General features: G+C 44.9%; 15 protein-coding genes. 10 read left to right on the top strand and 5 right to left on the bottom strand.

Annotated elements, in window-relative coordinates; genetic code table 11:
* Positions 1-88: 88 nt before the first annotated feature.
* From AAE02nite_RS18050 to AAE02nite_RS18040, 3 genes are all read left to right on the top strand, one after another.
* Positions 89-1072, top strand: a complete 984-nt coding sequence (locus tag AAE02nite_RS18050) for a S1 family peptidase (RefSeq protein WP_146900916.1) — start codon at positions 89-91, stop codon at positions 1070-1072.
* 70 nt (positions 1073-1142) lie between these two features.
* On the top strand, positions 1143-1559 hold the full coding sequence (locus tag AAE02nite_RS18045) for a hypothetical protein (protein ID WP_146900913.1): 417 nt from the start codon (positions 1143-1145) through the stop codon (positions 1557-1559).
* Between the two features lie 97 nt (positions 1560-1656).
* A complete protein-coding gene (locus AAE02nite_RS18040; RefSeq protein ID WP_146900909.1) occupies positions 1657-2133 on the top strand; it encodes a DinB family protein in 477 nt (158 codons plus the stop codon).
* A 212-nt stretch (positions 2134-2345) separates the two neighbouring features.
* On the opposite strand, the gene AAE02nite_RS18035 is transcribed toward AAE02nite_RS18040, so the two are convergent.
* Together AAE02nite_RS18035 and AAE02nite_RS18030 are read right to left on the bottom strand one after the other, a co-directional pair.
* Positions 2346-3689 carry an NAD(P)/FAD-dependent oxidoreductase gene (locus AAE02nite_RS18035; protein WP_146900906.1) on the bottom strand — a complete coding sequence of 448 codons (1344 nt, stop codon included), beginning with the start codon at positions 3687-3689 and terminating at the stop codon, positions 2346-2348.
* A 552-nt stretch (positions 3690-4241) separates the two neighbouring features.
* Positions 4242-5876 (bottom strand): amidase, encoded by a 1635-nt coding sequence (locus tag AAE02nite_RS18030; protein WP_146900903.1) that lies wholly within the window; start codon positions 5874-5876, stop codon positions 4242-4244.
* A gap of 454 nt (positions 5877-6330) precedes the next feature.
* Between AAE02nite_RS18030 and AAE02nite_RS18025 the strand changes: the two genes are divergently transcribed.
* Positions 6331-7695 carry an amidohydrolase family protein gene (locus AAE02nite_RS18025; RefSeq protein WP_146900900.1) on the top strand — a complete coding sequence of 455 codons (1365 nt, stop codon included), beginning with the start codon at positions 6331-6333 and terminating at the stop codon, positions 7693-7695.
* Positions 7696-8041: 346 nt separating this feature from the next.
* Here AAE02nite_RS18025 and AAE02nite_RS18020 read toward each other — a convergent pair whose 3' ends face one another.
* On the bottom strand, positions 8042-9595 hold the full coding sequence (locus AAE02nite_RS18020) for a PQQ-dependent sugar dehydrogenase (RefSeq protein ID WP_146900897.1): 1554 nt from the start codon (positions 9593-9595) through the stop codon (positions 8042-8044).
* Positions 9596-9843: 248 nt separating this feature from the next.
* On the opposite strand from AAE02nite_RS18020, the gene AAE02nite_RS26355 reads away from it, so the two are divergent.
* The 6 genes from AAE02nite_RS26355 (at position 9844) to AAE02nite_RS17995 (ending at position 24035) form a co-directional block, all read left to right on the top strand.
* The gene (locus AAE02nite_RS26355; RefSeq protein WP_170252638.1) at positions 9844-10011 is read left to right on the top strand and encodes a hypothetical protein; all 168 of its coding nucleotides are present in this window, start codon (positions 9844-9846) and stop codon (positions 10009-10011) included.
* A gap of 513 nt (positions 10012-10524) precedes the next feature.
* Positions 10525-10821 (top strand): hypothetical protein, encoded by a 297-nt coding sequence (locus AAE02nite_RS18015; RefSeq protein ID WP_146900894.1) that lies wholly within the window; start codon positions 10525-10527, stop codon positions 10819-10821.
* A gap of 300 nt (positions 10822-11121) precedes the next feature.
* The gene (locus tag AAE02nite_RS18010) at positions 11122-17670 is read left to right on the top strand and encodes a T9SS type A sorting domain-containing protein (RefSeq protein WP_170252637.1); all 6549 of its coding nucleotides are present in this window, start codon (positions 11122-11124) and stop codon (positions 17668-17670) included.
* 295 nt (positions 17671-17965) lie between these two features.
* A complete protein-coding gene (locus AAE02nite_RS18005) occupies positions 17966-18349 on the top strand; it encodes a hypothetical protein (RefSeq protein WP_146900888.1) in 384 nt (127 codons plus the stop codon).
* Between the two features lie 179 nt (positions 18350-18528).
* A complete protein-coding gene (locus AAE02nite_RS18000; RefSeq protein WP_146900885.1) occupies positions 18529-22884 on the top strand; it encodes a CusA/CzcA family heavy metal efflux RND transporter in 4356 nt (1451 codons plus the stop codon).
* Between the two features lie 2 nt (positions 22885-22886).
* The gene (locus AAE02nite_RS17995; protein WP_146900882.1) at positions 22887-24035 is read left to right on the top strand and encodes an efflux RND transporter periplasmic adaptor subunit; all 1149 of its coding nucleotides are present in this window, start codon (positions 22887-22889) and stop codon (positions 24033-24035) included.
* Positions 24036-24176: 141 nt separating this feature from the next.
* Here the strand turns inward: AAE02nite_RS17995 and AAE02nite_RS17990 are convergent, their stop codons facing one another.
* Together AAE02nite_RS17990 and AAE02nite_RS17985 are read right to left on the bottom strand one after the other, a co-directional pair.
* A complete protein-coding gene (locus AAE02nite_RS17990) occupies positions 24177-24404 on the bottom strand; it encodes a CsbD family protein (RefSeq protein ID WP_218033519.1) in 228 nt (75 codons plus the stop codon).
* Positions 24405-24504: 100 nt separating this feature from the next.
* Positions 24505-25566: an SMP-30/gluconolactonase/LRE family protein gene (locus tag AAE02nite_RS17985; RefSeq protein WP_146900879.1), complete on the bottom strand. Its 1062-nt coding sequence runs from the start codon at positions 25564-25566 to the stop codon at positions 24505-24507.
* Positions 25567-25845 lie beyond the last annotated feature (279 nt).

The raw sequence follows: 25845 nt of genomic DNA, 5'->3' as shown, positions 1-25845 counted from the left end.
TTGTTAAGCCCTCCAACTATAGTGCAGATAAGCCGAATAATCGGTTTAGCTGCTAGTTAGGGCACATCTAATCAGTAGAAAATAAATAATGGGGATACCTACAGAAATCCTGAAATTCTTCAAAATTTCTAATGCTAAAACAGATGCTTCTGGTGTAATAAGACCTTTTGCAATTCACGATTTATTCAAAGAACATAGCTCATCAACTCTAAAGGGAGTCAGATTAGAATATGTGTATTCAATTTGTAAAAAATTTGAACATGAAGGCTTGCTAATTTCTGCTGGTACTAATGGAACGGCTCCCTTAATGAATCAGTGTTACTATAATATGTGGTTAGAGGAGGATTTAGCAAATTATGGTGCTTATGATTTTTTAATTGAAGGATTTTTAAGTATTAGGAATAATTTCTCCACGGCGGTTATGCCCATTGTTGTTCAACATTCTGAAACAGGCATAATTGATATCGGTACTTCTTTTGTTTATCAGCGAAACCTTATTCTAACAGCTAGGCATTGCGTTGAAAATATGGACTATATCAAAATACTCAAAGGGACAGAAGTCGTCAAAGTAAAGCGGGTCCTATATCCAAGAAATAGAAAAATTGATTTAGCAATTATAGAAACAGAAGATGGTGCTTTAAACAATATTCCTTTTTTTCATTTTGACAAAGGAAATGTATTGGATGATGTCTTGACTTTAGGGTATCCACCCATTTCAGGGTTTGATGCAATTCAATTTTCAGAAAAAGGGACAATCAATACAATGTACAAAGCTTCAATTGGAGATATAGTGGGTGAAGACATCTCCTATTTAGATGGTGTTGATTACTTTTTGATTAATGCAAGAGTTAAAGGAGGAAATAGTGGCGGTCCAGTTATAAATAAGTTTGGAGCTGTTGTAGGTATGTTAACTCAACTGCCATACGATATGGAAAATCCAGACAGAATAGACTTAATGGGATTTGGGATTGCTCTACCTACAGAAGTAATTGATAACATACTTAAAAGTGACGAATTAGATGAATTCGCCACAGAAAATACCTTAGATGGATTTAAAATAGTCGAGCCCTAACCACACCTATAGCGCATTAGAACGCGCCATAGCCAAGTCCGTTGGGCAAAAAAATCATAAGTATTGAATTATGGAGCCAGAAGTCAAAAGTGACATCGAAAAGTTAATAGGATACTCTGTAGAATTTGCAGAGAATTTGCTCCTTGACTCTGGTGAATACTATCCATTCGGTTCAAAGATTAGTTCATCAGGAAAATTTACACCAGTCAGCTTCTTTGAGGATGAAGAATACCCTGAAAGTCAAAAAATAATAAATGAACTGACTTCAGCCTTTGAAGAAGCATTTAACAAAAATAAAGTTAGAGCCTACAGCATAGCATATGACGTTAGAGTGCAAAATGAAAAGTATAATCTTCCCAAAGACGCCATACTGATTTCAATTAAGCACGAAAATGTTGAAGGGAAGCTAATTTATTATTACCCTTATAAGTTTGTTAATAAAAAGAAGTTGGAATTTCTTGAGCCTTGGGGTGAACACGAAATCTAAAAATGCCTTTACCCAACACGGTACATAAACAAAGCTTCGGCTACTCCATGCTCTCTTTATTTACTAACCGTTTTGGCCGCAATTACAACTTAAATTCATGAAAATATCCGAACAAATAGCGAAGCACTTTCGGGAAGTATATTTTGGCGGTAACTGGACCGAAGTAAACCTGAAAGAAAGTCTGGCCGGCCTAACCTGGCAACAAGCCACTACACCAATACATAATTGTAATACCATTGCGGCTTTGGTTTATCATACGAGTTACTATGTAAGTCGGGTTTTAAAGGTATTGGAGGGAGAACCACTGGATGCCAGCGATACGGATAGTTTTAACCTGCCGCCGATTAGCTCCCAGGAAGATTGGGAAAAATTGATGGACAAGACCTGGGCAGATGCCGAAAGCTTTGCCAGCTTATTGGAGCAGTTACCAGAGCATAAACTTTGGGAAGATTTTGCGAATAATAAATACGGGAATTACTACCGAAATATTCACGGGATTATAGAGCATACCCACTACCATTTAGGGCAAATTGTACTGATAAAAAAAATACTCTTACAGGTTAATAATAGCTGAAGCAGGCAAAAAATCTTTTGCCACCACTAGGGCCTTTGGGTTTTAACAGTAGCAGTGAAACTGCTAGTAAAAGGCAGAATATTTGGTTGAAAGTTTTAGCGCCAACTAACCTTTCGCCTTGTTCCGCAAATATAAAAATCCGGCCAGGATAATACCTGTAGCCGGATTATTATTTATAATATTTATTTAACTTCTCCTTTAAACCAGCAGAGCTAGTCCATTCGCTGGAGTTTAATAAATTCCTGCCCTTGTTTATCGTCTTTGCGCACAAAAGCCCGGATAATTAAACGGGTGCCGTGCTCGTAGGTAAAGAACCGGTAAACCCAGTTGCTGATAACCACCAGCTTGTTCCGGAAGCCAATCAGGTAATAAAGGTGCACAAACAACCAGGCCACCCAGGCAATAAAACCACCTAATTTAATATTTTTCGGTAAGTCGGCCACCGCCCGGTTGCGGCCAATTATGGCCAGCGAGCCTTTGTCGAAATACTCGAAAGGTTCGTAAGTTTCGCCGCGGAGCAGTCGCTGAAAGTTTTTGGCCAGATGCCTCCCTTGCTGAATAGCCGGTTGCGCTACTCCCGGGTGCCCGTTGGGAAATAAATCGGTAGTCATTTTGGCAATATCGCCAATAGCAAAAATATCGGTGTACCCTTTTACCTGGTTAAAGCGGTTTACAATATATTTGCCCCGCTCCACGGTTTCGGCCGGCATGCCCTCTACGGTAGCGCCGGCTACCCCGGCTGCCCAAACCAATGTCTGGGTACGGATTTGCTCGCCGCCTTTCAGGGTTGCCACCTCGCCGTCGTACGATTCTACCAGGGTTTTCAGCTTAATAATAATGCCCATCTCCTCCAGGTATTTATGGGTTTTCTGACTCGATTCCGGCGACATGGGCGGCAATACGCGGTCTAAACCTTCTACTAAGTAAATATTCATTTTGCTGAAATCCATGCCGGGGTAATCGCCGGGCAAGATGTGTTTCCGCATTTCGGCCAGCGATCCGGCCATTTCTACCCCCGTCGGGCCACCGCCCACAATTACAATGTTTAACAAACTTTGGCGTTTTTCCGGGTCTTTGGTCATGTTGGCCAATTCAAACGATTGCAGCAACTGGCTTCGCAGGTTAAGGGCATCCGGAATTTGCTTCAGCGGGAAAGAATATTTTTTAATTTGCTCGTTGCCGAAAAAATTAGATTTGGTTCCGGTGGCAATAACTAAGTAGTCGTACCGCAAATCGCCAATGGCGGTGCTTATGGTTTTAGATTCAGGATTAATGCGGCTTACCCGGACTGGCCGGAAATGAAAATCTTCGTAATCCTCGTCGAACATTTTCCGCAAAGGTTCGGCAATGGCATCGGGTTCGAGGCCGGCGGTAGCAACCTGGTATAAAAGCGGCCAGAAGCCGTGGTAATTTTGCTTGTTAAACATGACCACTTGAAAATCTTTACCCGGTAATTTGCGGGCCAGGTTAATGCCGCCAAAGCCACCCCCAATAATAATAACCCGGGGCTTAGTGGTTTCGGGTACGTTAAGCGAAAGTTCTTCCAGTCTGAGCATATAGGTTTATGTAGCGGTTGTATTAATATTTATCTGGTTTAGAGCGCCGGAGAATATTTTGTTTTTCCTTCCGGGTAAAAACCGGTATATGATTTCTTTTGCCAATTGCTGATTATAATTACACATACGCAGAAGTTAAAAGAATAGCGTTAAAGCATTTTACCTCTTTCGGGCAGAAGGAAACTATTTAGCTGGTAAACAAATATTTTTCCTTCTGCCTGAAAGAGGTGAGAGCTCAAGCCTGATAATAAATTGCGTAACACCACTTATACTAGGTTATAAAAGTTAATATTAAAATATAGTTATCCGTCCTTCCTGAGATTACCCCGGAAATGAAATAAAGTTTCAATAAATATTGGCTACCCGAAATAAACGCCGCTGATTCCTCTTACTCTCAATACTTAGGCTGTTTTAGACGGATGGTGGCTGATTTATAGCAGAGTAAGATATTTATTACTTCGGAAAGTACAGGCCAAAATGCCAGATGGATTCGGACTCCACCCGCCTTAGCTATTAAACCTATTATTAATCTTCTCAGCTACTGACTTTAATTTACGATAACGCAGCGGACGTTTTAAAAGTAGGTAATACCCGGTTCTGGGAAGCTTGTTCGTAAGCGTAAGCCAGTTTTAATAATTCGCCTTCGGTATAAGCCGTACTGAAAAAGGAGAGACCAATGGGCAAGCCTTGTACCTGGCCCAAGGGTACGGTAATGTGCGGATACCCCGAAATAGCCGCCGGTGAAGTAAAGCCGTAGCCGGTAGAATAATCGCCGTTCACCAGGTCGATGCACCACGGCGGCCCGTAAGTAGGGCCCGAGATGGCATCTAACCGGTGTTCCCGCAATAGGTTATCAATGGATTGGCGGGAAACAGTCCGGTTTTTTTGTAAAGCTTCCCGGTATGCGGTACTGGTCAGGTCGCCGAGTTTTTCTGAGCTTTCAAGAATTTCCTGCTTAAAATAAGGCATTACTTTGGCCTCATTTTCTTTATTAAAAGCAATCAGCTGCTGCAGCGATTTTACCTGGCCGTTGGTCTTCGCCAAATATTTATTCAGCCCGTCTTTAAATTCGTATTGCAGCACCTTAAATTCCGATTCGCTCAACCCGCCTGTTTTTTTCAGAATATCCACCTCTACAATGGTAGCGCCCTTGCTTTTTACCAGGTCCAATGCTTTCTGTAGTAAAGTATCGATACCCGGATGACCTTTCAGAAATGATTTTTCTATCCCGATTCTTTTGCCTTGTAAGCCGTTGGCATCCAGAAACTGGGTATAATCCGGCTGTATTTGGCCTTCGCTTTCTTGCGTAACGGCATCGGCGGGGTCAATGCCGGTCAGGAAGCTTAATAAAATAGCCGTATCGCGTACCGTTCTGGCCATCGGTCCGGCCGTATCCTGGGTTTCGGAAATCGGAATAATGCCCGAACGGCTGATTAGCCCCACGGTTGGTTTCAAACCCACTACGCCGTTGACCGAAGCCGGGCAAACCACCGAGCCATCGGTTTCGGTACCAACCGCTACTACGCACAAGTTAGCGGCTACCACCACGCCCGAGCCCGAACTGGATCCGCAGGGCGTACGGTCCAGCACGTAAGGATTACGCGTTTGGCCGCCCCGGCTGCTCCAGCCGCTCGTGGACCGGGTAGACCGGAAATTCGCCCATTCGCTCAAGTTGGTTTTACCCAGGATAACGGCGCCCGCCTCGCGTAGCTTTTTTACAATAAAGGCATCCTGGGCGGCTTTGTTATCGGCCAGCGCCAAAGAGCCCGCTGACGTGGACATTTTATCGGCCGTATCAATATTATCTTTTATCAAAACCGGAATGCCGTGCAACGGGCCGCGTATTTTTCCATTTTTCCGTTCCTGGTCCAGGGCATCGGCAATATTTAAAGCATCCGGATTTAATTCAATTACGGCGTTCAGCTTAGGTCCATTTTTATCAATAGCCTCAATCCGATCCAGGTATAGCTGGGTTATGGACCGAGAGGTATATTCGCCGTTCTGCATTTTTTGCTGCAAATCGGTAATGGTTACTTCGTTTAATTCAAAATTATCGGCGCGGTGGTGGCCGGTGGTTTTCTCGGCCCCACGCTTACCCGCGGAACCCGAATTGCAGGCACCTAAAGTTAGTGTAGATAAGGTTAAACCAGCCAGGGAGCTATTTCTTAAGAAGTTTCTTCGGTTCATGGTTGCTGTTTTGTTAAATATATGAATTTGAAGCGAACAAAAAGTAGGGCAGTTGCCGCCTCATCCCCCAACCCCTTCTCCTCTGGGAGAAAGGGAGCTCCGGTAACGCATTTATTAGGGGAAACGCTTTTATCAGGAGAATAAATATTGTTCTGTAAGGTAGTACCATATAGTGGATGCAGTAAATTCCTTCAAAACTATTTTGTCCCTTATTACTGCTATCCAAATACCAGAATTATCTATTCAATTCGCTTGATAAATTTTCTAAAGAAGAAGCCCTTAAACACCTTTATTGTAATGACTGAAATACTAATCAAAGTCCCTCTCCTTTTTCAGGAGAGGGATTTTGGGTGAGGTCCTCTTGTAACATTAATTTTTTAATATCCGGCTAAATAATATTACATTTAATAAGCTGATTAGCTGTTGTTTTTTACCTAATACCAAATAGCCAGTTATGAGATATTGTTGGATTTTAATATTTTGCCTGATTCAGCTCCAGGTAAATGGCCAGGGAACAGCTACTGTAAAGCAAGGCGAAGTGGTTTTCCGGAACGTAAACGTAATACCCATGGACCGGGAGCGGGTGTTGGCTAACCAGACAGTGGTGGTAAAAGACGGTAAAATTACTTATGTGGGCGAGGCCAAAAACGCGAAGTACGGCAAAGCGGCTACCCTGGTAGAAGCCAAAGGCAAATATTTAATACCGGGATTGGCCGAAATGCACGCCCACGTACCGCCAATAGATAACCTGGAACCCATGAAAGAGGTTTTGATGCTGTTTGCCGCCAATGGAATTACCACCATCCGGGGCATGCTGGGGCACCCGCGCCACTTGGAACTGCGCAGTAAAATTAACAGCGGCGAAATATTAGGTCCTCATTTTTATACTACCGGCCCGTCGTTTAGCGGGCAAAGTGTTAAAACACCGGAGCAGGCCGCTACCATGGTGCGGCAGCAGAAAGCAGCCGGGTATAATTATTTAAAATTGCATCCGGGCCTTACCCTTGAAACGTTTGATGCGATGGCCAGTACCGCCAAAGAAGTAAATATTCCGTTTGTGGGGCACGTTTCTTTTGATGTGGGCATCTGGCGGGCCATTAACGCCGGTTATTCTTCTATCGATCACCTCGATGGTTTTATTGAAGGGCTGGTGCCGGGAATTGATAGTATGAAGCAGGAGCAAGTAGGTTTATTTGGAATGTTTGTGGCCGATAAAGCAGATACGACCCGCATACCTAAATTAATGCAAGGTTTAAAGGCAAAGAATATTTGGGTGGTGCCTACCCAGGCGCTGGCCGAGCGTTGGTTCTCGCCCATACCCGTAGAGCAGTTCAGCAAAGCTCCCGAAATGGTGTATATGGCGCCGGAAGTAAGGCGAAACTGGGCTAACAGCAAAAAGAACCTGCAAGCCAATCCGCAGTACAATGCCGCTAAAATGAAAGATTATATTCAGTTGCGGCGGAAATTAATATTAGCTTGTCAGCAAAATGGCGTGGGACTGCTGTTGGGCTGCGATGCACCACAAATATTTAACGTACCCGGTTTTTCTACGCACCAGGAACTTAAATATCTGGTAGATGCGGGCCTTACACCTTTTCAGGCTTTACAAACCGGTACGGTTAACGTAGCCAAATACCTGAACCAAACAGAAAATACGGGTACTATTAAGGTGGGAGCCGTATCGGATTTAATCTTGCTGGCTGGTAACCCTTTGCAGGATATTACCCAAACCCGCCGGATAGAAGGCGTCATGCTCGGCAACCGCTGGCTACCCAAAACTTACCTGCAACAACAGCTTCAGAAACTTAAAAAGCAATAATTAATATTGCCCAAGCGGTAACCGCGCCTTCAGACGTGCCTGCAAAACAGAACAATGAAGCTCCTGACATCAGTTTGGGCAAGGAGGGTCTTTGGGAAGATAAATCCTCTTTTAGATTTTCGGTGGTGAGGTATGAAGCATTTCGCAGCAGAAAGAAAGGTTTACCGCCCAGAAAACTCAACAGAGCCGGTTTCCCTGGAAATTACTTTGGAGTAGACTTCCAGTTAGCGGATTACCATTTAAAGATAAAATCTTTCAAAAGACAAATACACGCCTATCGTGTAATTTATAAATAAATGAAGCCTCTTGGTGTGGAGGCTTCATTTATTTTAAATAGGCTTAACTATTAGCCTCTCCCTTTGCCGCGATTATTGTCTTTCCCGCTATTATCCTGGGCGTGACCCTTGCCTTTACCTTTTTCTTTATCGGCTAATACCAGTTTAAACACTTTGCCGGTATTGCCGGTAGGCCCTGACAGCTCTGAAACGGTCAGGTATATTTCGCCTTCTAAATCCTGGCCAAAGCCTTTCAGGTAATATCCTAAATCGTCGGGGCGGTTTACCAGATTGATTTCGCGGTAATCCCACAAGCCCGGACCGGAAGGCTGCGAAATAAATAGCTCGGCATCGGGTGTGCCTGGGTTTTGCGAGAAGGTGCCGAAAATGTACTTGCCCTGGAAGCCCGGAATATCGTTACCGCGGTAAACGTTGCCCCCAATAATGGTAGTAGCCCGGCCATTTACCGGATTCCGGTAATTATTCACCTGGATCACCGGATTGATTAACCGCCGGCCGTATACATCAACACTGGGGCAGGAAGCTAAGGGTTTCAGCGGATCGGCCGCATTAAAGCAGGAGGTGCCTTCTTTTACGTTCCAGCCGTAATTCTGGCCTTTTTCTACCACATCAATTTCTTCGAACAGCAACTGCCCGGCATCGCCGGCAAACATCCGGCGGGAGCCGCTCATATCAAAAGAGAACCGGAAGGGGTTGCGGAAGCCGTAGGCCCATATTTCGTCGCGGCCGGTTTTACCCACAAAGGGGTTGTCGGCCGGAATACGGTAAGGGGCGCCGCTGTTTACATCTAAACGTAAAATATTGCCGAACAGGTTGGCCTCAATATCCTGACCGTTACCGCCTTTATTAACCGGGTACCAGTCTTCCACGTGACCAGGGTCCACATCATTGGCGCCGCCGCCATCACCAATGGCAATGTACAGGTAGCCGTCCGGGCCAAACGCAATGGTGCCGCCGTTGTGGTTCGATTGCGGATCGTCCAATTCCAATATTACTTTTTCTGTACTCAAATCGGCTACGTTCGGGTTACCCGCCGACACGCGGAATTCCGAAATCCGGCTCAGATTGTTCCAGGTGGTAGTAGGCGTTGGTCCGCCGGGGCGGGGCGGGAGGGTATAATAAATAAAGAAGCGGCCATTATTTTTAAAATCCGGGTGAAAAGTAAAGCCGAGTAAGCCCCGCTCATCGTAGCGCGGATTAAGTGTTACCATTTTACTCGTAACATCCAGGAAAGGGGTGGTTAACTGGTTGTCCGCTGCATTTACTATCCAGATTTTTCCGATCTGATCCAGAATAAACAAACGGTTGCTGCCGTCCGGGGCTTCTTCTACTCCCAGCGGCGACACCAGATTAGTGGCAATAGGAGCCAGGTCTACGGGCTTCATGTTGAAGTGGGCAACGGATAATTCTTCACTGGTTTGAGAATCGGTGGGCGCTGCCTCTTTTATTTCTTCCTGACAACTCTGTAGCAGCAATGTACTTAGGAGCAAGGCTAAACCAACCGTAGAAAATAACCGGTTAGGAGTAGTTTTTGCTGGAGCCGGACGGCTCCACCGGGGAACTTGGGTTAAAAAGGTACTGGCGGTACTCGTCTTTCTTTCCATAATTTTTAATTTTTAAAGATGAAAAATATTGAGACTACTGTATGCTAATGCCATAACTAAATATTGCCTGGTGGCTTGTTAAAATGACTGACCATTACTGTAAGCGGAAATTTACGGTATTGCTGCCGGTGTTTTTTGTTTTGTTTATTTCATGTCTGCATCTGTTTTTCTGGCAAATACACCAATAGCAGTTTTTCTAAATTTTAGAAGGATGCTGTTGCTGTATGGGCCTCAAATTATTCAGGTGAATGGAAAAGAAACTACTGGGTAAAGCAATAGTTCCGGTAAATAGTGTAGCCACCACGCAAGGATTATCTGATTGGTTGCCTGGCCTGCAACAAATAAGTGAGATTTTATTCAGAAATATTAATGCACTTAAAAACAAGTTAAATATAGATGATGTTTATTATAAATAAAATTATAAAATTTAATATTTTGTTAAATTATATTGGTGGTTTAATAATTATATTTTTTTATAATGAGTTCAAAACTTAAATAAATATATAAAATAATTAATATTTATGCTAATACTAAGATATAATTTCGCGTTTTTTCTGTTGTGGTGTTGGTGTTAATATAGTTATGATAAGCAAAAACGATAGTTTGATTTGAAAGCCTTTATTTATAATATGTTCTTATAAATGACTGATATTTAGATGTAATTGAAATAAAATAAAGTTGCATATCTTATGCGGCTATTAATAATTAGTTAATTTAACTTGTATTTAAAATAGTTTAAGAAAAATAAATGGTATATCAAATAAATTGGATTATATTGCTGCGATTTTATTAGTGAAAGCTTTATGGATGCTTGGTTATTGTGTGTTAAATTAGATAAAAGTAAGTTTATGGTAAATTAATTATGTGGATTTGTTGTTAGACAATATTGAATATTTTATAAAAATAAGTAAACAGATGCGTATTTGTTTATGATAAAACTATTACAACTGCTGGTATTTTTTCTTTTATCTATTCCTGTTCGGATTTATGCCGAAGATGTTAAACAACTTACCCCCAATAGAATAACTAGTGCGCTTGCCGACCTCAGTAATGATAAAGCGGGATATTTGGCGCACAATGCCAATTTTAACAGTGTTTCGGGTATTTGTATATCTTCGTTAAGGTTTTTAAACCCGGCTGGCTTTAGGCATTATGGGGCCTTAAACGGCAATAATTATCGGCAGTACATGGGTCTTCAGCCTGATGAAATTATGCACTATAATTAGTTACGAACTTTCCGCTCCCAGTCTTTACAAATCGACGAAAGTATTATTCACCAGATGATTTACCCGATTTTATCCTTCTTTATACCTGGCTTGTTTCTTATAGCAGGCTTTCCAGCCAATGGTTGCTTACTGCGCCTAAGGTGCTTTGGTGAATATTTTTAGCAAACAGATATTATTTGAATAAATAAATAAGTGAAAAATATGATTAAAATCTACCCTTCAGGAAAAAGACTAATAAAATTGATTTCAGCGTGGAAAGCACTTGTACTGGTTTTATGGTTTTGTACTTTTTTTTCTCAGGTGGAAAGTTTTGCTCAAACGATTACCAGCTGGAAAGGAACCAGTAGTAACGGATGGTATACTGCTGCCAACTGGACCAACGGGGTACCCACTGCTGCCTCAGATGTTTTTATTGGAGATGCTAATTTTACCGGTACCTATAACCCGGTTTTTGGTAGTACCACCACCATAAGATCTTTAACCTTAGGTGGCACTAAAGCGGCCAGTTTTTCTTTACTAAACTATAAAACCATTTTTAAGGTAACCGGCGATGTAACCATTGCGACCAACGGAACTATCAGTAATACGGCGGCGGCCTTCTATGTAGGCGGTAACTGGAACAACGAGGGTGGGTACCAAACTGCTACGGGCCGGAGTGGGAATAAAACTTACTACGCTACGGTCATTTTAAACGGAATTACCCAAGTCATTAGCGGGGCCACTACCTTTATGGACCTGGTGGTAAACCAAGGCAGTAATACCACCTTAAATAACGGAATAACAGTAACCAGAAATTTTTCTGTTTCGGGCACTTTCGATCCGGCTACTTATCTGGTAACGCTTACGGGTGCTGCCTTTAACCTTGGTTCTACCGGAACAATTAAAATAAAAACTGCCAGTTATGCCGGCAATTATACTATTGCGCCAACTACCGTTTATGCGGGTAGCACTGTAGAATTTGCAGCTTCTGATCGCTCCCAAACCATTGCGGCTTTTTCAAACAACAAGGCTTATTCTACCCTGGTAATAAGTGGCGGCACAACTAAAACCTTAACTAGTAATATTTCTTTTTCGGCATCAAGCGCCGCCGACGGTAAATTATTGGTGAATAATGGCACATTAGATTTGGGTAATTTTACCGCCAACCGGGGTACTACCACGGCGGGCGGTACTGTTAATATTTCTAATGGCGCTATCCTTAAAATTGGGGGTACCAATACCTTTCCGGCCAATTTTGTAACCCGCATTTTTGGGGTGAGCAGTACCATCGAATACGGGGGCACCAACCAAACAATTACGGGCGAGGCTTATGGCAACTTAACTTTAAGCTCCGGGAGTGGTGCGGCCGTTAAAACCATGCCTAACCTACCTTTTACCATTGCCGGTAATTTAACCAGTTCGGTTGGGGCAGGTACGTCGGTAAGCTTTACCGCGGGCCAGAATATTACCATAAACGGGAATTTAGTACTGGGGGCAAACACCACCTTTAACGGCGGAGCCTTTACCCACAACCTGGATGGTGATTGGATAAGTTCCGGTACTTTTACCGGCAATACCAGCACCATAATTTTAGGAGGTACCGGCAAAGCAATTGGGGGTACTGCACATACTGTTTTTAATAATTTAAACATTACCGGCAGTATCAAAGGTAAAGCTGCTAATATTACGGTGGCTGGTAACCTGGCTACCAGTGGGGCCGGTACTTTTATACACGCGGCGGAGGTTAACGGCGCCGCAACCAGTGGCACCTTAACCATGACCGGAACGGGTAAAACAATCAGTGGCCTTGATATTTCCTTTGATAACCTTACCATTACGGGCACCACAAGCTCTGCCAGCGACCTGACGCTTACCGGAAATTTAAACGTTAGCAACACTGCGTCTAATGCTTTTAACCTTACCAACGGCACCGTTTTGTTTTCGGGTACTGGCAAAACCATAAGCGCTGCCTCCAGTTCTAGTCTCAATTTTAATGCCTTGCGCATTATCGGAACTATAACTACCAGCAGCAGTTTCAGCATTAAGTCTGATTTTAGTGGCATTGGCGTTTTAACGGCTACCGCCGGCAATATTTCCTTTACGGGCACTTCTGCGTATGCCGGCGCACATAAATTATTTAATGTTGCTTTAAACGGAACCAAACTACAGTTAGCGGCCAATGCCAGTTTGGGTATTGCCAATTCCTTTACCATTGCGGCCGGAACCTTTGATGTGGCTACTTCCGGGCCGAACACAGTGGAGTATAATGGCAGCACCCAAAATATAGCCGGAACCACTTACCATACCTTAATTTTAGCTGGAACGGGTACCAAAACCGGGTTAAGCGGTTTTACGACCAACGGTAACTTGCAAATTAATAGCGGCGTTACGTTTAAGGCCGGTAACTTTACCCATACTATTAAAGGAAACTGGCTGAACAACGGTGCTTTTACCGCTGATGCCGGTATCATCCAATTTGCTGGTCCGGATGATGCCCAGATTACCGGTGCTTCTACTTTTGCTGCCTTAACGGTTAACAAAAGTACCGCCGGCAATACCATTAGTTTAAACAACAATGTAACAGCAGCTACTGTTAACATGACAGCCGGGAAAATCAATACGGGTGCTAATGTAATTACCATTACCGGAGCGCGTACCGGAACCGGCATTATTTTAGGCACCATTACCCGTACCCACGCCTTTAATGCCGGTACAGCTTATGCTTTCGAAAGCCCATTTAATACCGTAACTTTTGGCACTGCCACCGGCATAACCGCCGTAACGGTTACCGTTAAAGTTGGCGATGTAAGGAGCTTTCCGTTTGGTGGGGCCATTAACCGGGTTTATTCAGTTTCGGTACCGAATGGCACATATACGGCTGCGGCTTTGCGGTTGCATTACCAGGACGAGGAGTTAAACGGTAACGCCGAAGATGTGATTACGCTTTGGAACTACGGCACTTCCTGGAGCAGGGCTGCTAGAACAGCTAACAATACTACCGACAACTGGGTGGAGCAGACGGGGTTGGCCAGCCTAACGGGTCAATGGACGCTTTCCGGTGATAACATGGTAATGCAATGGACGGGTGCTACCAGCAATAACTGGCATGATCCTGCGAATTGGGTAGCTGTAGAAGGAACGACCACTGCCCGTGTACCCCTTTCCACCGACATTGTAGATATTGGGGGAGGAAATTTTATTAACCAACCGGTAATTACCAGCAATGCTTCGGTTAAAAGTATTCAGTTTGGCAGTGCGAAAAATGCAGTCTTAACTTTATCCGGGGGCGATTTAACCGTAGCGGGTAACCTGAATGGTGTCTGGTCTGGTAATGCCACCCATGCCTTGGTGGTAGGAAATCAAACTTTAGCAATTGGCGGCGATTTAAGCTTAAGCGATGGCACCACCGGGCAGGCCATCAATCTTTCCATTGGGTTGGGCACTGTTACGGTGGCTTATTCATTAACCCAGTCGGGTAACGCTAATATCACTTTTTCCGGGGCCGGCAATTTAAAAATTGGCCAGGACTTTCTGTATACCAATGGCAATTTTACATCCGGTACCGGTACTACTACTTATAATGGCAGTGGCAACCAATCTGTAGCCGGAAATATTGCCTACCATAATTTAGTTATAAATAAAACCGGTGGTACGGCTATGCTGACTAGCCCTGCCGCCATCGCCGGAAATTTATCGTTAGCCTCCGGGGGTAACTTTCTTACCAACGGCAATTTAGCCGTAACCGGTAATGTTGAAATAGGTGCCGGTACTATTTTTAATGGGGGCGGTAATGAGCACACCATTAATGGTAACTGGATTAATAATGGTACCTTTTTGCCTAATTCGGGCATTATTAAATTAGCCGGAACCAATAATCAAACCATTAGTGCTACTACTTTTAATTATTTAACAATTAACAAAGCCGGCGGCCGGGTAACTTTAACCGGCAACCTGATTTTAAATGCCAATCTGGTCGTGGAAGCCGGCGCACTGGACTTGGGTGAATTTACTTTTACCAGAAGCGCTGTGGGCGGTAATATTGCTTTTGGACCGAATACAGCTTTGTATTTGAGCGGGGCTACTAATTTCCCGGCCAACTTTAATGCGCACTATTTAGATAACACCAGTACGGTCTATTACAATGGTATCGGTACCCAAAACGTAGCCCGCATCAGTTACGGGCACCTGGTTATTCAGAATGGCAACACCAATGCTAAAACTTTAACCGGCTCTACAACCGTTAAAGGAAATTTAACCATTCATAATGGGGCTACCCTCCATGCTGGTTCTTATACGCTAACCGCTCAGGGTAATCTGGCAAATAATGGCACTTTTAATCCGGGAAGCGGCACCGTAATATTGGCCGGATCTTCTAAAACTACCGATGGTCCCTTGGTATTCAATGATCTTACCATTACCGGAAGCTATACCCTGAATTCCGGTTCTTTTACCGTCAATAATAATTTTTATAATTCTGGCAGCATCACTGCCGGCACCCATGCTTCTACCTTTTCGGGCAATGTAACCAATACCGGCAGCATGTCCAGTAATGGCAGCACCACGTTCTCTGGCTTAAAACAGCAAACAATTCAGTTGCTCGGAACCTTTACTACTACCGCTTCAGGTATTACTTATTTTAATGGTAATGTAGCGCCCATCTTAAATTCAACCAGTACGCCAACTTACGTTTCGGTGGTCATTAATAATAATGCCGGGATTACGGCCAGTGCCGATTGGACGGTTTTTGGATTGTTTAAAGTGGTAAATGGCGCGGCTTTTCATGGCGGTAATTCCACTCATTATTTTCATGGACCCTTCGTGAATGAAGGTACCGTAACCAGCACCGGAGTACTTAACTTTATTCCTGACGCAGCCCAGACTTTGGCATTAGGTACTACTTTAAACAGTTCGGGTACTGTCCGTTTTGGCGGCAACGGTCAGGTTACCATCGCCAGCAGCCCCACCGACTTAACCAATATCGAAATAGCCAATACCCATCCGGCCGGTATTACGCCGCCACTGGGCTGGAATATTGCCGATGAATTAATTATAAAGCCCGGCAGCTCCCTCAATGCCGGTACCAACCTTAACCATAGCTTAAAAGGAAACTTTATCAACGATGGTATCCTGAATGGTAATACGGCAACTTTTAACTTTAATCCTGCGGCCTCGGTTATTCAGGGCATGGGTACTACAAATTTTTATAACGTAATTATTAACGATTCCACTACCCTCGAAACAGATATAAATATTAAAGGTAATTTCACCAACAATGGGGTGTTAACTATTGAAAACAACACCGTAAACTTTGATGGAATTACCGCCCAGCTGATTAATGGTACGGCTGAAACTTCGTTTTACAACTTAAGTATCGCTAATAGCAATGCCCGGGTACAGGTAGCTACCAATATAAATGTAGTAAATAATTTAACCCTGGAGACCGGGAGTGTGCTTAAGCCGGATGAGACCGTGGTGGTGAATAATGCCGCTCCGGAAGGCACTTTAGCGGGCTCCGGCACCATAGAGGTAACCCGCATCCTGGCCCCTTCGGATTATATAGACCAGTATAAATTCAGCACTTATGATTTAAGTACCCTAACGGTTAAGTTTAGCGGTACCGCAGCCCAGAGCAGTTCTCTTACGTCTTTTTATAATTTAATCATCAGTAATCCGGCAGGTTTTACCTTAAGCGGACCTACCACGGTTGCCAATACGTTACGCCTCGAAAACAGTATTATTAATGCCAATGGCAATATTTTAACTGTGGGTACGGGTGCGGCCGCTCCCGGATCAGTAGAAGTAATTGGTACCGGTATGGTTTTGGGCAAGCTTAAACGCTGGATACCGGCCAGTACTGGCTCGGGTATTCAGTTCCCGGTAGGTACAGGCACCACCCGGCGGATGGCCACCATTCAGTACACAACGGCGCCATCCGGGGGCACCTTGACCGCCGAGTTTATAGTGGCTGATCCGGGTAAGAGAGGACTGCCGCTAACCGACCGCAACAGCAACCAGGAAGAATTTGTGATTAACAATATTGGTACTTCGGGCTATTGGACCATTACGGCTGGCAATACCGACGCAGAAGCCCTGACCGGCGGGGTTTATAATGCCACCTTTGAGGCTACTAATTTAGCCGGGATAAATAACCTGGAAAACTTTATGGTGCTAAAGCGGGGCAATAGTACACAGCCCTGGAATTTGCACGGGACCTATGCCGCCGCTACGGGTAGCCTTACCAGCCCGGTAATTAGCCGTACCGGTTTAACCGGATTCTCTGATTTTGCTTTGGGAGGCAAAGAAATTACAACCTTACCGGTAACCTTAACAGCTTTAAAGGCAATCACCCAGGGTAATAATGCTGTCATCACCTGGAAAACCGCAATGGAAATAGACAATCAGGGTTTTTATGTAGAAGTATCTGCCAATGGAAAGGATTACCGATCGCTGGGTTTTGTACAAAGTAAAGATGCTGATGCCCGCACCATACAAAACTACCAGTACACCGATACCGAAACCGGTAAATGGGGCACCCGGTATTATCGCTTAAAACAAGTAGATTTAAACGGTAATGCCACCTACTATGGCCCTAAGGTTATTACCTTTAAAGAGGAAAGTAATTGGCTTGTTGCTTACCCAAATCCTTTTAAGCAATCCGTTGAGGTTCTAATAGAATCCAGAATAAACCAGATTGGCAATATTACCTTGCATGATATAAATGGCAAACAAATATGGTCGACGGAAAAACACTTGATCCAGGGAAATAATAGTTTAAAACTACCACTGCCCGAAGATTTGGTTAAAGGAATTTATTATCTCCGCATTCAGCTACCACAAACAAGTAAATCAATAAAATTGGTGAAGGATTAACTTCTGGTATTTAGCTTTCAGCAGGAAGTACATTTACTACTTCCTGCTATTATTTTAAAGTAAATTTATCGTTTAAGGGCGGTAACCTATTTGGTGTTTGCGGAGAGAATTTAACTTATTTCATGTAAATTTATGTGCCGGAGCAGCAGTGATTTGCCGCCTGAGGAAAGTGGCTGGCTAACGGATTTAAGCCGAACCAATATTTAGCCTTACTAAATTAATTAAATCCTAAGTTACCCTATATTTTTTATTGTACGGTTTAATCTTTATTTTTGAACCGAAAATAAATAATGCCTTGAGATTAAGAGCGGTATATTTTGCGGTATATATTTTTATCGGCTCTTTGCTGCCTAACTCTGATCTGCACGAAATCTCCAAAATAAGCTCGCTCATTCAGCATTTTCAGCGCCACCAGGATAACGCCGGTGGTAATTTAAGCTTGCTCGATTTCCTGAAAATGCACTATAAGGATGCACAACACATGCAGTCCGAAAACCACGAAGCGTTGCCTTTTAAAAAGATGGGTAATTCGCCCTACGATTATTTTGTAAATTCCATTCGCTTCCATTATTCCGCTGAGGTACCCGAATTTTCCGAAATCATACATTTTCCACAGCCCATTTCCAGGGTAAAATATTCTTTTGCCGGTACTATCTGGCAACCTCCAAGAGTCTCCTAGCATCCGTTTAGGGCAAAAGCAATCCTGACGCAGCAGTTAGCCAGCAACCGATTTGGGTGCCGCTTTATTGCGATTTTGTTGCTTTTCCTGCAGTTTATCAGGTTGGTTCCGGCCGGAATACGACCTGCCTTTTCTTATATTTCTTAGCTCCTGCCTGTCAGGTCAAAATCCTTATTTCGATGCTGAATAAGATTATCCTATTTTCTATAAAAAATAAATTAATTATCGGTTTGATGACCCTGGCCCTGGTGGGTTGGGGCATTTATAACCTGAGCCGGCTCCCAATTGATGCTGTGCCCGATATCACGAATAACCAGGTGCAGGTAATTACCGTGTCGCCTTCGCTGGGTGCCCAGGAGGTAGAACGGCTTATTTCTTTCCCGGTAGAGCTATCAGTGGCCAGTGTACCGGGAATTATTGAGATTCGCTCTTTTTCCCGGTTTGGCTTGTCGTTAGTAACGGTGGTGTTTACAGAAGAAACCGATATTTACTGGGCCCGCCAGCAAATAACCGAAAAGCTAAAAGAAGCCGAAGAACAAATTCCGCCCGGCGTGGGAACGCCTACATTAGCGCCGGTTACCACCGGTCTGGGCGAAATTTACCAGTATGAAATTCACCCCACCAAAGGTTACGAAAGTAAATATTCAGCTACCGAATTGCGCACCATTCAGGATTGGCTGGTGCGGCGGCAACTGCTCGGCACCCCCGGTGTGGCCGAAGTAAGCAGTTTTGGTGGTAAACTGAAGCAGTATGAGGTAGCCATTAACTCCCCGAAACTGCGTTCGATGAACATTACCATTACCGAAGTTTTTGATGCCCTGGAAAACAACAACGCCAATGCCGGGGGCGCTTACATCGAAAAAGACCCCAATGCTTATTTTATCCGGACCGAAGGGCTGGTGAAAAGCAAAGAAGATATTGGCCGTATTGTGGTAAAAGAAACATCTGCCGGCGTGCCGGTGCTCATCCGCGATATTGCCACCGTGCGCGAGGGTTCGGCCATCCGCTACGGTGCCATGGTGAAGGACGACCAGGGCGAAGTGGCCGGCGGTATTGTGATGATGCTGAAAGGCGAAAATTCTTCTAAAGTAATAAAAGATGTAAAAGCTAAAATTGCCGAAATCCAGAAAACCTTACCCGAGGGTGTAAAAATTGAACCCTTCCTGGACCGAACCAAACTCGTAAACCGGGCCATTAGTACCGTCGAGAAAAACCTGGCCGAAGGCGCGTTAATTGTGGTATTTGTGCTGGTATTGTTGTTGGGTAATCTGCGGGCCGGCTTTCTGGTAGCTTCGGTTATTCCGCTGGCCATGCTGTTTGCCATTTCGCTCATGAACGTGTTTGGCGTATCGGGTAACCTCATGAGTTTGGGCGCGTTGGATTTTGGTTTGATTGTAGACGGGGCCGTAATAATTGTGGAAAGCGTCATCCACCGGCTCCAGTTAAGCAAACATCACCACTTGGGTATTACCCGCTTAAACCAGGAACAGATGGATGTGGAGGTGTACGATTCGGCCAGCCGCATGATGGGTTTTGCTTCCTTCGGCCAGATTATTATTCTGATTGTGTATTTGCCCATCCTGGCGCTGGTGGGCATCGAAGGAAAAATGTTTAAACCGATGGCTCAGACCGTAGCCTTTGCTATTCTGGGGGCGTTTTTGCTGTCGCTGACGTACGTGCCCATGATGGCCTCGCTGGTGCTGAGTCGCCGCACCGAGCACAAAGAAAATATTTCGGACAAAATAATGCGGGCCATTAACCGGGCTTATCAACCACTGCTCAACCTGGCCATGCGCCTGAAGGGAGCGGTACTTTTGGTGGCCATCGGCCTTTTTGCTCTGTCGTTGTTTTTGTTTTCCCGCATGGGCGGCGAATTTATTCCGTCTTTAGACGAAGGCGATTTTGCCATTGAAACCCGCGTGCTTACGGGCAGCTCTTTAAACGAAACCATTGAAGTCGTACAGAAAGCGTCGGGTCTGCTGAAGAAAACTTTTCCGGAAGTAGAAAAAGTGGTTACGAAGATTGGTTCTGCCGAAGTGCCCACTGAGCCCAACCCGGTAGAGTTAGGCGATATGATAGTGGTATTGAAAGAACAAAGCGAGTGGACGAGCGCCAAAAACCGCGAAGAACTGGCGAATAAAATATCCGAAACCCTGTCGGAGAATTTGCCCCAGGCTTCTTTTGGGGTGCAGCAGCCCATACAAATGCGTTTTAACGAATTAATGACCGGTGCCCGCCAGGATGTGGTGGTAAAAATATACGGCGAAGACCTCGATACCCTGGCCGTTTACGCCGAAAAGTTGGGTAAATTAATTAGTCCGGTAGCGGGTGCCCAGGATTTATACATTGAAAAAATGACCGGACTGCCTCAAATAATGGTAGGCTATAACCGCGAAAATTTAGCCAAGTACGGTTTAAGCATTAACGAGGTAAACCGCACCGTAACGGCAGCTTTCGCCGGCGAAGAGGCCGGCCAGGTGTACGAAGGTGAAAAACGGTTCGATTTGGTAGTGCGTCTGGATGAACAGGATCGGAAGGATATTTCGGATGTGCAGAATTTATTTGTGAGCAACGCCGCGGGTTTCCAGATTCCGTTGCACCAGCTCGCTACAGTAGAAATGAAAGAAGGCCCTAACCAGATTCAGCGGGATGGTACCAAGCGCCGGATTTCGGTGGGCTTTAACGTCCGGAATCGCGATGTGCAAAGCATTGTGGACGAAATTCAAGGCAAGGTTGAATCTAAATTAAAGCTGCCGGTGGGTTACGCAGTCACCTACGGCGGTCAGTTCCAGAATTTAATCGAAGCCAAAAACCGGTTATCGGTGGCGGTGCCGTTGGCGCTGCTCCTCATCTTCTTGTTACTGTTCTTCGCTTTTAAATCCATTAAGCAATCAATATTAATATTTACGGCCATTCCGCTTTCGGCCATCGGGGGCATATTTGCATTGCTGCTCCGCGACATGCCTTTTAGTATTTCGGCGGGCGTAGGGTTTATTGCCTTGTTCGGTGTGGCGGTACTCAACGGCATTGTAATGATTGGCTACTTTAACCAATTAAAAGAAAGCGGCCTGACCGATCTAGAAGAAATAATCCGGAAAGGAACCGCTGCCCGTCTCCGGCCTATTATTATGACGGCCACGGTAGCTTCGTTGGGCTTTTTACCTATGGCACTTTCCAATTCGGCGGGGGCCGAGGTGCAGAAGCCGTTGGCCACCGTAGTAATTGGCGGACTGATATCGGCTACTTTACTAACCCTCGTGGTGCTGCCGGTAATATATTATTTCTCCGAAAGAGGATTGCGGGTGAAAAAGGTTCTGGTGGCATCTATGCTGGTACTCGGGCCCTTAGCAGCCTCGGCGCAACAGCGTCAGCCCATGCCGCTGGCACAGGTGCTGCAACTGGCGCAGGAAAACAACGGTTTAATCCGGAAAGCGGGGCTAGAGGTAGAAATGCGCTCGGCTTTAAAAAAGACCGCTCTCGATTTACCTAAAACCTATATTGATTATTCCGAAGGTAAATTAAACAGCCCCTACATTGATAACCGGGTAGGTATTACCCAGAGTTTTTCGGCGCCGGGAGCCTATAAAGCACAAAAGAATTTGCTGAACGAACAAAAATTATTCAGCCAGAAACAACTGCAAACCCAGCAGCACGAGCTGAACTACCAGGTAAAAAGCGTGTATGTGCGTCTGGCTTATTTATTTGAGCAAAATACATTGCTGCAACGGCAGGACAGCATTTTTAAAATGCTGGAACGCGCTGCCGACGTAAAATTCCGGACCGGCGAAAGTGGCCTGCTGGAAAAAACCACCGCCACTACCCAGCGCCTGGAACTTGCTGATCGCCTCCGGCAAAACGAAACGGAGATAAATGTACAAATGGCAGGCTTAAATGCATTGGTGCAGGCTCCCGAGCCGCTGAATATTTTACCGGAAAAACTCCGCCGGGAAGAAGGTTCTAATCCTGTGTCTCCGCCGGAACTTAACCATCCGTTGCTGGGCGTTTACCGGCAGCAGGTTACCGTAGCCGAACGGGAACAACGGGCCGAAAAAAGCAAATTTAGTCCGGATATTACGCTGGGTTATTTTAACCAATCACTGACCGGTACTTACGAGGTGGACGGCGGTTCTCAATATTATGGGCGCGGCGACCGCTTTCAAGGGGTGGAAGCAGGTATTGCGCTGCCCTTGTTCTTTGGTGCCCAGTCAGCCCGTGTAAAAGCCGCCGGCTTAAGAGAACAAATTGCCCAGGCCGATTTGAAGAACCAGGAAATACAATTGCAGAATAATATGAAAGCTGCTTTGGAAAATCAGCAGCGCTTGCGCAATAGCCTCGACTTTTACCAAACCCAGGTACTGGTCAATGCCAATCTGGCGCTGCATCAAGCCGATAAAGCTTACCGCAATGGCGAAGCCGGGTACCTGAACTATTTACAGGCTGCCGACCAGGTGCTCCGCATCCGGCAAAATTATTTACAGTTGTTGCTGGACTACCGGCTTAATTTACATCAGTTAGAATATTTAAAAGGTAATTAATCATGAAATCAACCTTAATTATTATATACGTTTTAGCGGCTGGCTTATTCTTAAGCGGTTGCGGCGAAAAAGAAAATCCGGCGGAGGCAGCTACCGAAGCGCCGGCCCCCGCACCGGAAAACCTGACCTTAACACAAAAGCAATTCCAGAATATTGGCCTGGCGTTGGGCAGCCCCCAAAAGATTAAAATGGGAGCAATGCTACAATTATCCGGCGAAGTAGATGTGCCACCCTCCGGCCTGGTAAATGTAGCGGTACCCTATGGTGGTTTTCTGCGCAAAACCAATTTAATGCCCGGCTCCCGCATCCGGAAAGGCCAGGTATTGGCGGTACTGGAGCATCCCGATTATGTGCAGTTGCAACAAGAGTACCTCGATACCCAAACCAAGCTTCAACTGGCCGAACTCGAATACGCCCGCCAGCGGGAATTGACCCAGGAAAAAGTTGCGGCCTTGAAAAATTTTCAGCAGGCAACTGCCGAGTTGCAGTTGTTGAAAAATAACCGCGCCGGTTTACGGCAAAAACTACTCATGATAAATATCGACCCGAATCGGTTAAATAATGCCGGTATTACCCGGTATGTTAATATTTTGTCGCCGATAAACGGCTACGTGAAAAGTGTGAATGCCAATTTGGGCAGCATGATTAACACCTCCGATGTTTTATTTGAACTGGTAAATACCGAAGATTTACACCTGAAGCTGAATGTTTTTGAAAAGGACATACCCAAGTTACGGGTAGGTCAGCCGGTAAAGTTTAAATTAGCCAATGACCCCACGGAGCGAACGGCCAAAATTGCCATTGTGGGCCGGACCGTTGATGCAAATAAAACCATTCCGGTACATGCCCATATTGCTGATTCCGAGCCGGAACTGCTGCCTGGTATGTTTTTAACGGCCACCATCAAAACCGAAAACGAGGAGGTAACTGCCTTGCCCGAAACAGCCGTGGTACAGTTTGAAGGACAAGCTTTTGTATTTGTAGAGGAGGGTAACCACCAATTTAGACGTGTGCCGGTAACCACCGGCATTAAAAACGGCGAAATGATACAGGTTAATTTACCGGCAGCGTTGGAAAACTCCGGCAAGATTGCTGTAAAGGGTGCTCACAATTTATTGGCCATGCAGGCCAATGCGGAAGAAGAGGAGTAAAATTGCCTGGCGGCATGGGTTCCAGCTAAGCTTTTGTTGTTGTTCACACCTAAGCAATAAAAGTATACCAGACCAAAGCCCAGTAAAAGTCGAAGCCCTGTTCTACAGGTAGAGCAGGGCTTCGACTTTTATCTTTAAAATTTACAAATGCCGGAACCAATCTTTTACATCATCAACGGAGCGGCCCAATTTGGTAGACAATTGGTGAAACCATTCTTCCTGCCGGCCAGAAGTATATTCCAGGTCATCGTTGGTTAAATGGCTATATTGTTGCCGCGCTTTGGCTTTCAGTTCATTCCAGTTAAAATGGGTTTTTAATTCCTGGCCTTCAAACAGATCATCCTGACGATTATAATAGTAGTATTCCATAGCGCTTATTTTTAGTTGGGGTAGAAAATTATACGAATCCAATCAGCTTTAGTTTTTGCTTTATGGAGCCATAATCCAGAAAAATCTTGTTTAAAACCGGTTATTTCAGCTTTACCCGCATTATGTAATCATCGGCTGTCAGGTACAAAATGCTTTCGTCGGCATTAAAGGTGCAGTTTGAAGTGGCTTCGCCGGTGCGAATGGTGCCCAGGTGTTTCGCATTTTTATCAAATATGAGGACGCCACCCGGCCCGGTAGCGAATAAAAAGCCTTGCCGGTTTATTTTTAAGCCATCGGGTAAGCCTTTTTCATTTTTGGAGAGAGGGGTAGCATCGTAAAATAGCCGGCCATTCGAAATATTGCCGTTTGGTTGCACGTCATAGGCCATCCAGATAGCTCTTTGGGGATCGGAGTTAGCTACGTATAAGGTTTTTTCATCGGGCGAGAAAGCCAGGCCGTTGGGGCGGCTAAGTTCTTTTGTTAACAGGTGAATAGAGCCGTCTGCAGTTACCCGGTAAACGCCCTGAAATGGAATTTCTTTGGCCGGATCGTCGGCATTCTTTTCCAGGCCGTACGGCGGATCGGTAAAATATAAATCGCCGTTGCTTTTGTAAACCGCATCATTGGGGCTGTTTAAGCGTTTTCCTTCGTACTTATCGGCCAGGGTTATATAATTTGGTTTGGGCTGATCCAGCGGCGCTTCCATGCGGGCCATGCGGCGGTCGCCGTGCTGGCACAATACCAACCGGCCTTGTTTGTCAAGGATTAAGGCATTTGAGCCTACTTCGCCGCCCCGGACCTGCGTACTGGTATAGCCGGATGGCGTCAGGTATAATTTTAACCCACCTTCTTCGCTCCACTCAAATATTTTATTAGGCGGAATATCCGAAAACAACAGTTTGTTTTGTTCTGCTAGCCAGAGCGGCCCTTCGGCCCACTCGAAGCCATTTGCCAATATTTCTATTTTGGCATCCGGCGAGATTAAATTATCCAGGGCAGCATCCAGCCGCTCGATGGTGCCGGTAGTTTTGTAGCTAGTTGGGGTTAAATTACTTTCTTTTTCGGTCATGGTTGTGGTTGGGGGTTGTTTCTGGCGGCATGCTTCCGCCGTGCATAAACAAGCTAAAATCAGGGCAGTTCCCAGAATGTTCTTTCCGCGCATGGGCAGCTTTTTAAGTTTAGAGCTAAAATCTACCGGTTATATGTTGAAATAAAAATGCCCACCGTATAATTTTTTGGAATAACCGAAGCATCAATCCTAAACGGGTAGTGCGTAATGAATATTTTTAACTGCCAAACCAGCTTTAAATGCTATAGGGTGGGTAAAACTAGCACTGACTGCTTCGTAAACTTAAATTGGTCAGATAAATCGGTTGCCCTCCTTTATTTAATTAAACAAGGGCCTTTAATTTTAAAGTGATTATTACAACTTTAGCAGCAG

The organism is Adhaeribacter aerolatus, from assembly GCF_007991635.1.
GTDB lineage: Bacteria > Bacteroidota > Bacteroidia > Cytophagales > Hymenobacteraceae > Adhaeribacter > Adhaeribacter aerolatus.
Note: the sequence above shows the minus strand (reverse complement) of the source record. Positions and strands in the feature narration are given on the sequence as shown.

What these genes read in the sequence shown, in the direction of transcription:
- AAE02nite_RS18050 (WP_146900916.1), top strand. Translation starts at nt 89, where the DNA reads ATGGGGATACCTACAGAAATCCTGAAATTCTTCAAAATTTCTAATGCT.
- AAE02nite_RS18045 (WP_146900913.1), top strand. Translation starts at nt 1,143, where the DNA reads ATGGAGCCAGAAGTCAAAAGTGACATCGAAAAGTTAATAGGATACTCT.
- AAE02nite_RS18040 (WP_146900909.1), top strand. Translation starts at nt 1,657, where the DNA reads ATGAAAATATCCGAACAAATAGCGAAGCACTTTCGGGAAGTATATTTT.
- AAE02nite_RS18035 (WP_146900906.1), bottom strand. Translation starts at nt 3,689, where the DNA reads ATGCTCAGACTGGAAGAACTTTCGCTTAACGTACCCGAAACCACTAAG.
- AAE02nite_RS18030 (WP_146900903.1), bottom strand. Translation starts at nt 5,876, where the DNA reads ATGAACCGAAGAAACTTCTTAAGAAATAGCTCCCTGGCTGGTTTAACC.
- AAE02nite_RS18025 (WP_146900900.1), top strand. Translation starts at nt 6,331, where the DNA reads ATGAGATATTGTTGGATTTTAATATTTTGCCTGATTCAGCTCCAGGTA.
- AAE02nite_RS18020 (WP_146900897.1), bottom strand. Translation starts at nt 9,595, where the DNA reads ATGGAAAGAAAGACGAGTACCGCCAGTACCTTTTTAACCCAAGTTCCC.
- AAE02nite_RS26355 (WP_170252638.1), top strand. Translation starts at nt 9,844, where the DNA reads ATGGAAAAGAAACTACTGGGTAAAGCAATAGTTCCGGTAAATAGTGTA.
- AAE02nite_RS18015 (WP_146900894.1), top strand. Translation starts at nt 10,525, where the DNA reads ATGATAAAACTATTACAACTGCTGGTATTTTTTCTTTTATCTATTCCT.
- AAE02nite_RS18000 (WP_146900885.1), top strand. Translation starts at nt 18,529, where the DNA reads ATGCTGAATAAGATTATCCTATTTTCTATAAAAAATAAATTAATTATC.
- AAE02nite_RS17995 (WP_146900882.1), top strand. Translation starts at nt 22,887, where the DNA reads ATGAAATCAACCTTAATTATTATATACGTTTTAGCGGCTGGCTTATTC.
- AAE02nite_RS17990 (WP_218033519.1), bottom strand. Translation starts at nt 24,404, where the DNA reads ATGGAATACTACTATTATAATCGTCAGGATGATCTGTTTGAAGGCCAG.
- AAE02nite_RS17985 (WP_146900879.1), bottom strand. Translation starts at nt 25,566, where the DNA reads ATGCGCGGAAAGAACATTCTGGGAACTGCCCTGATTTTAGCTTGTTTA.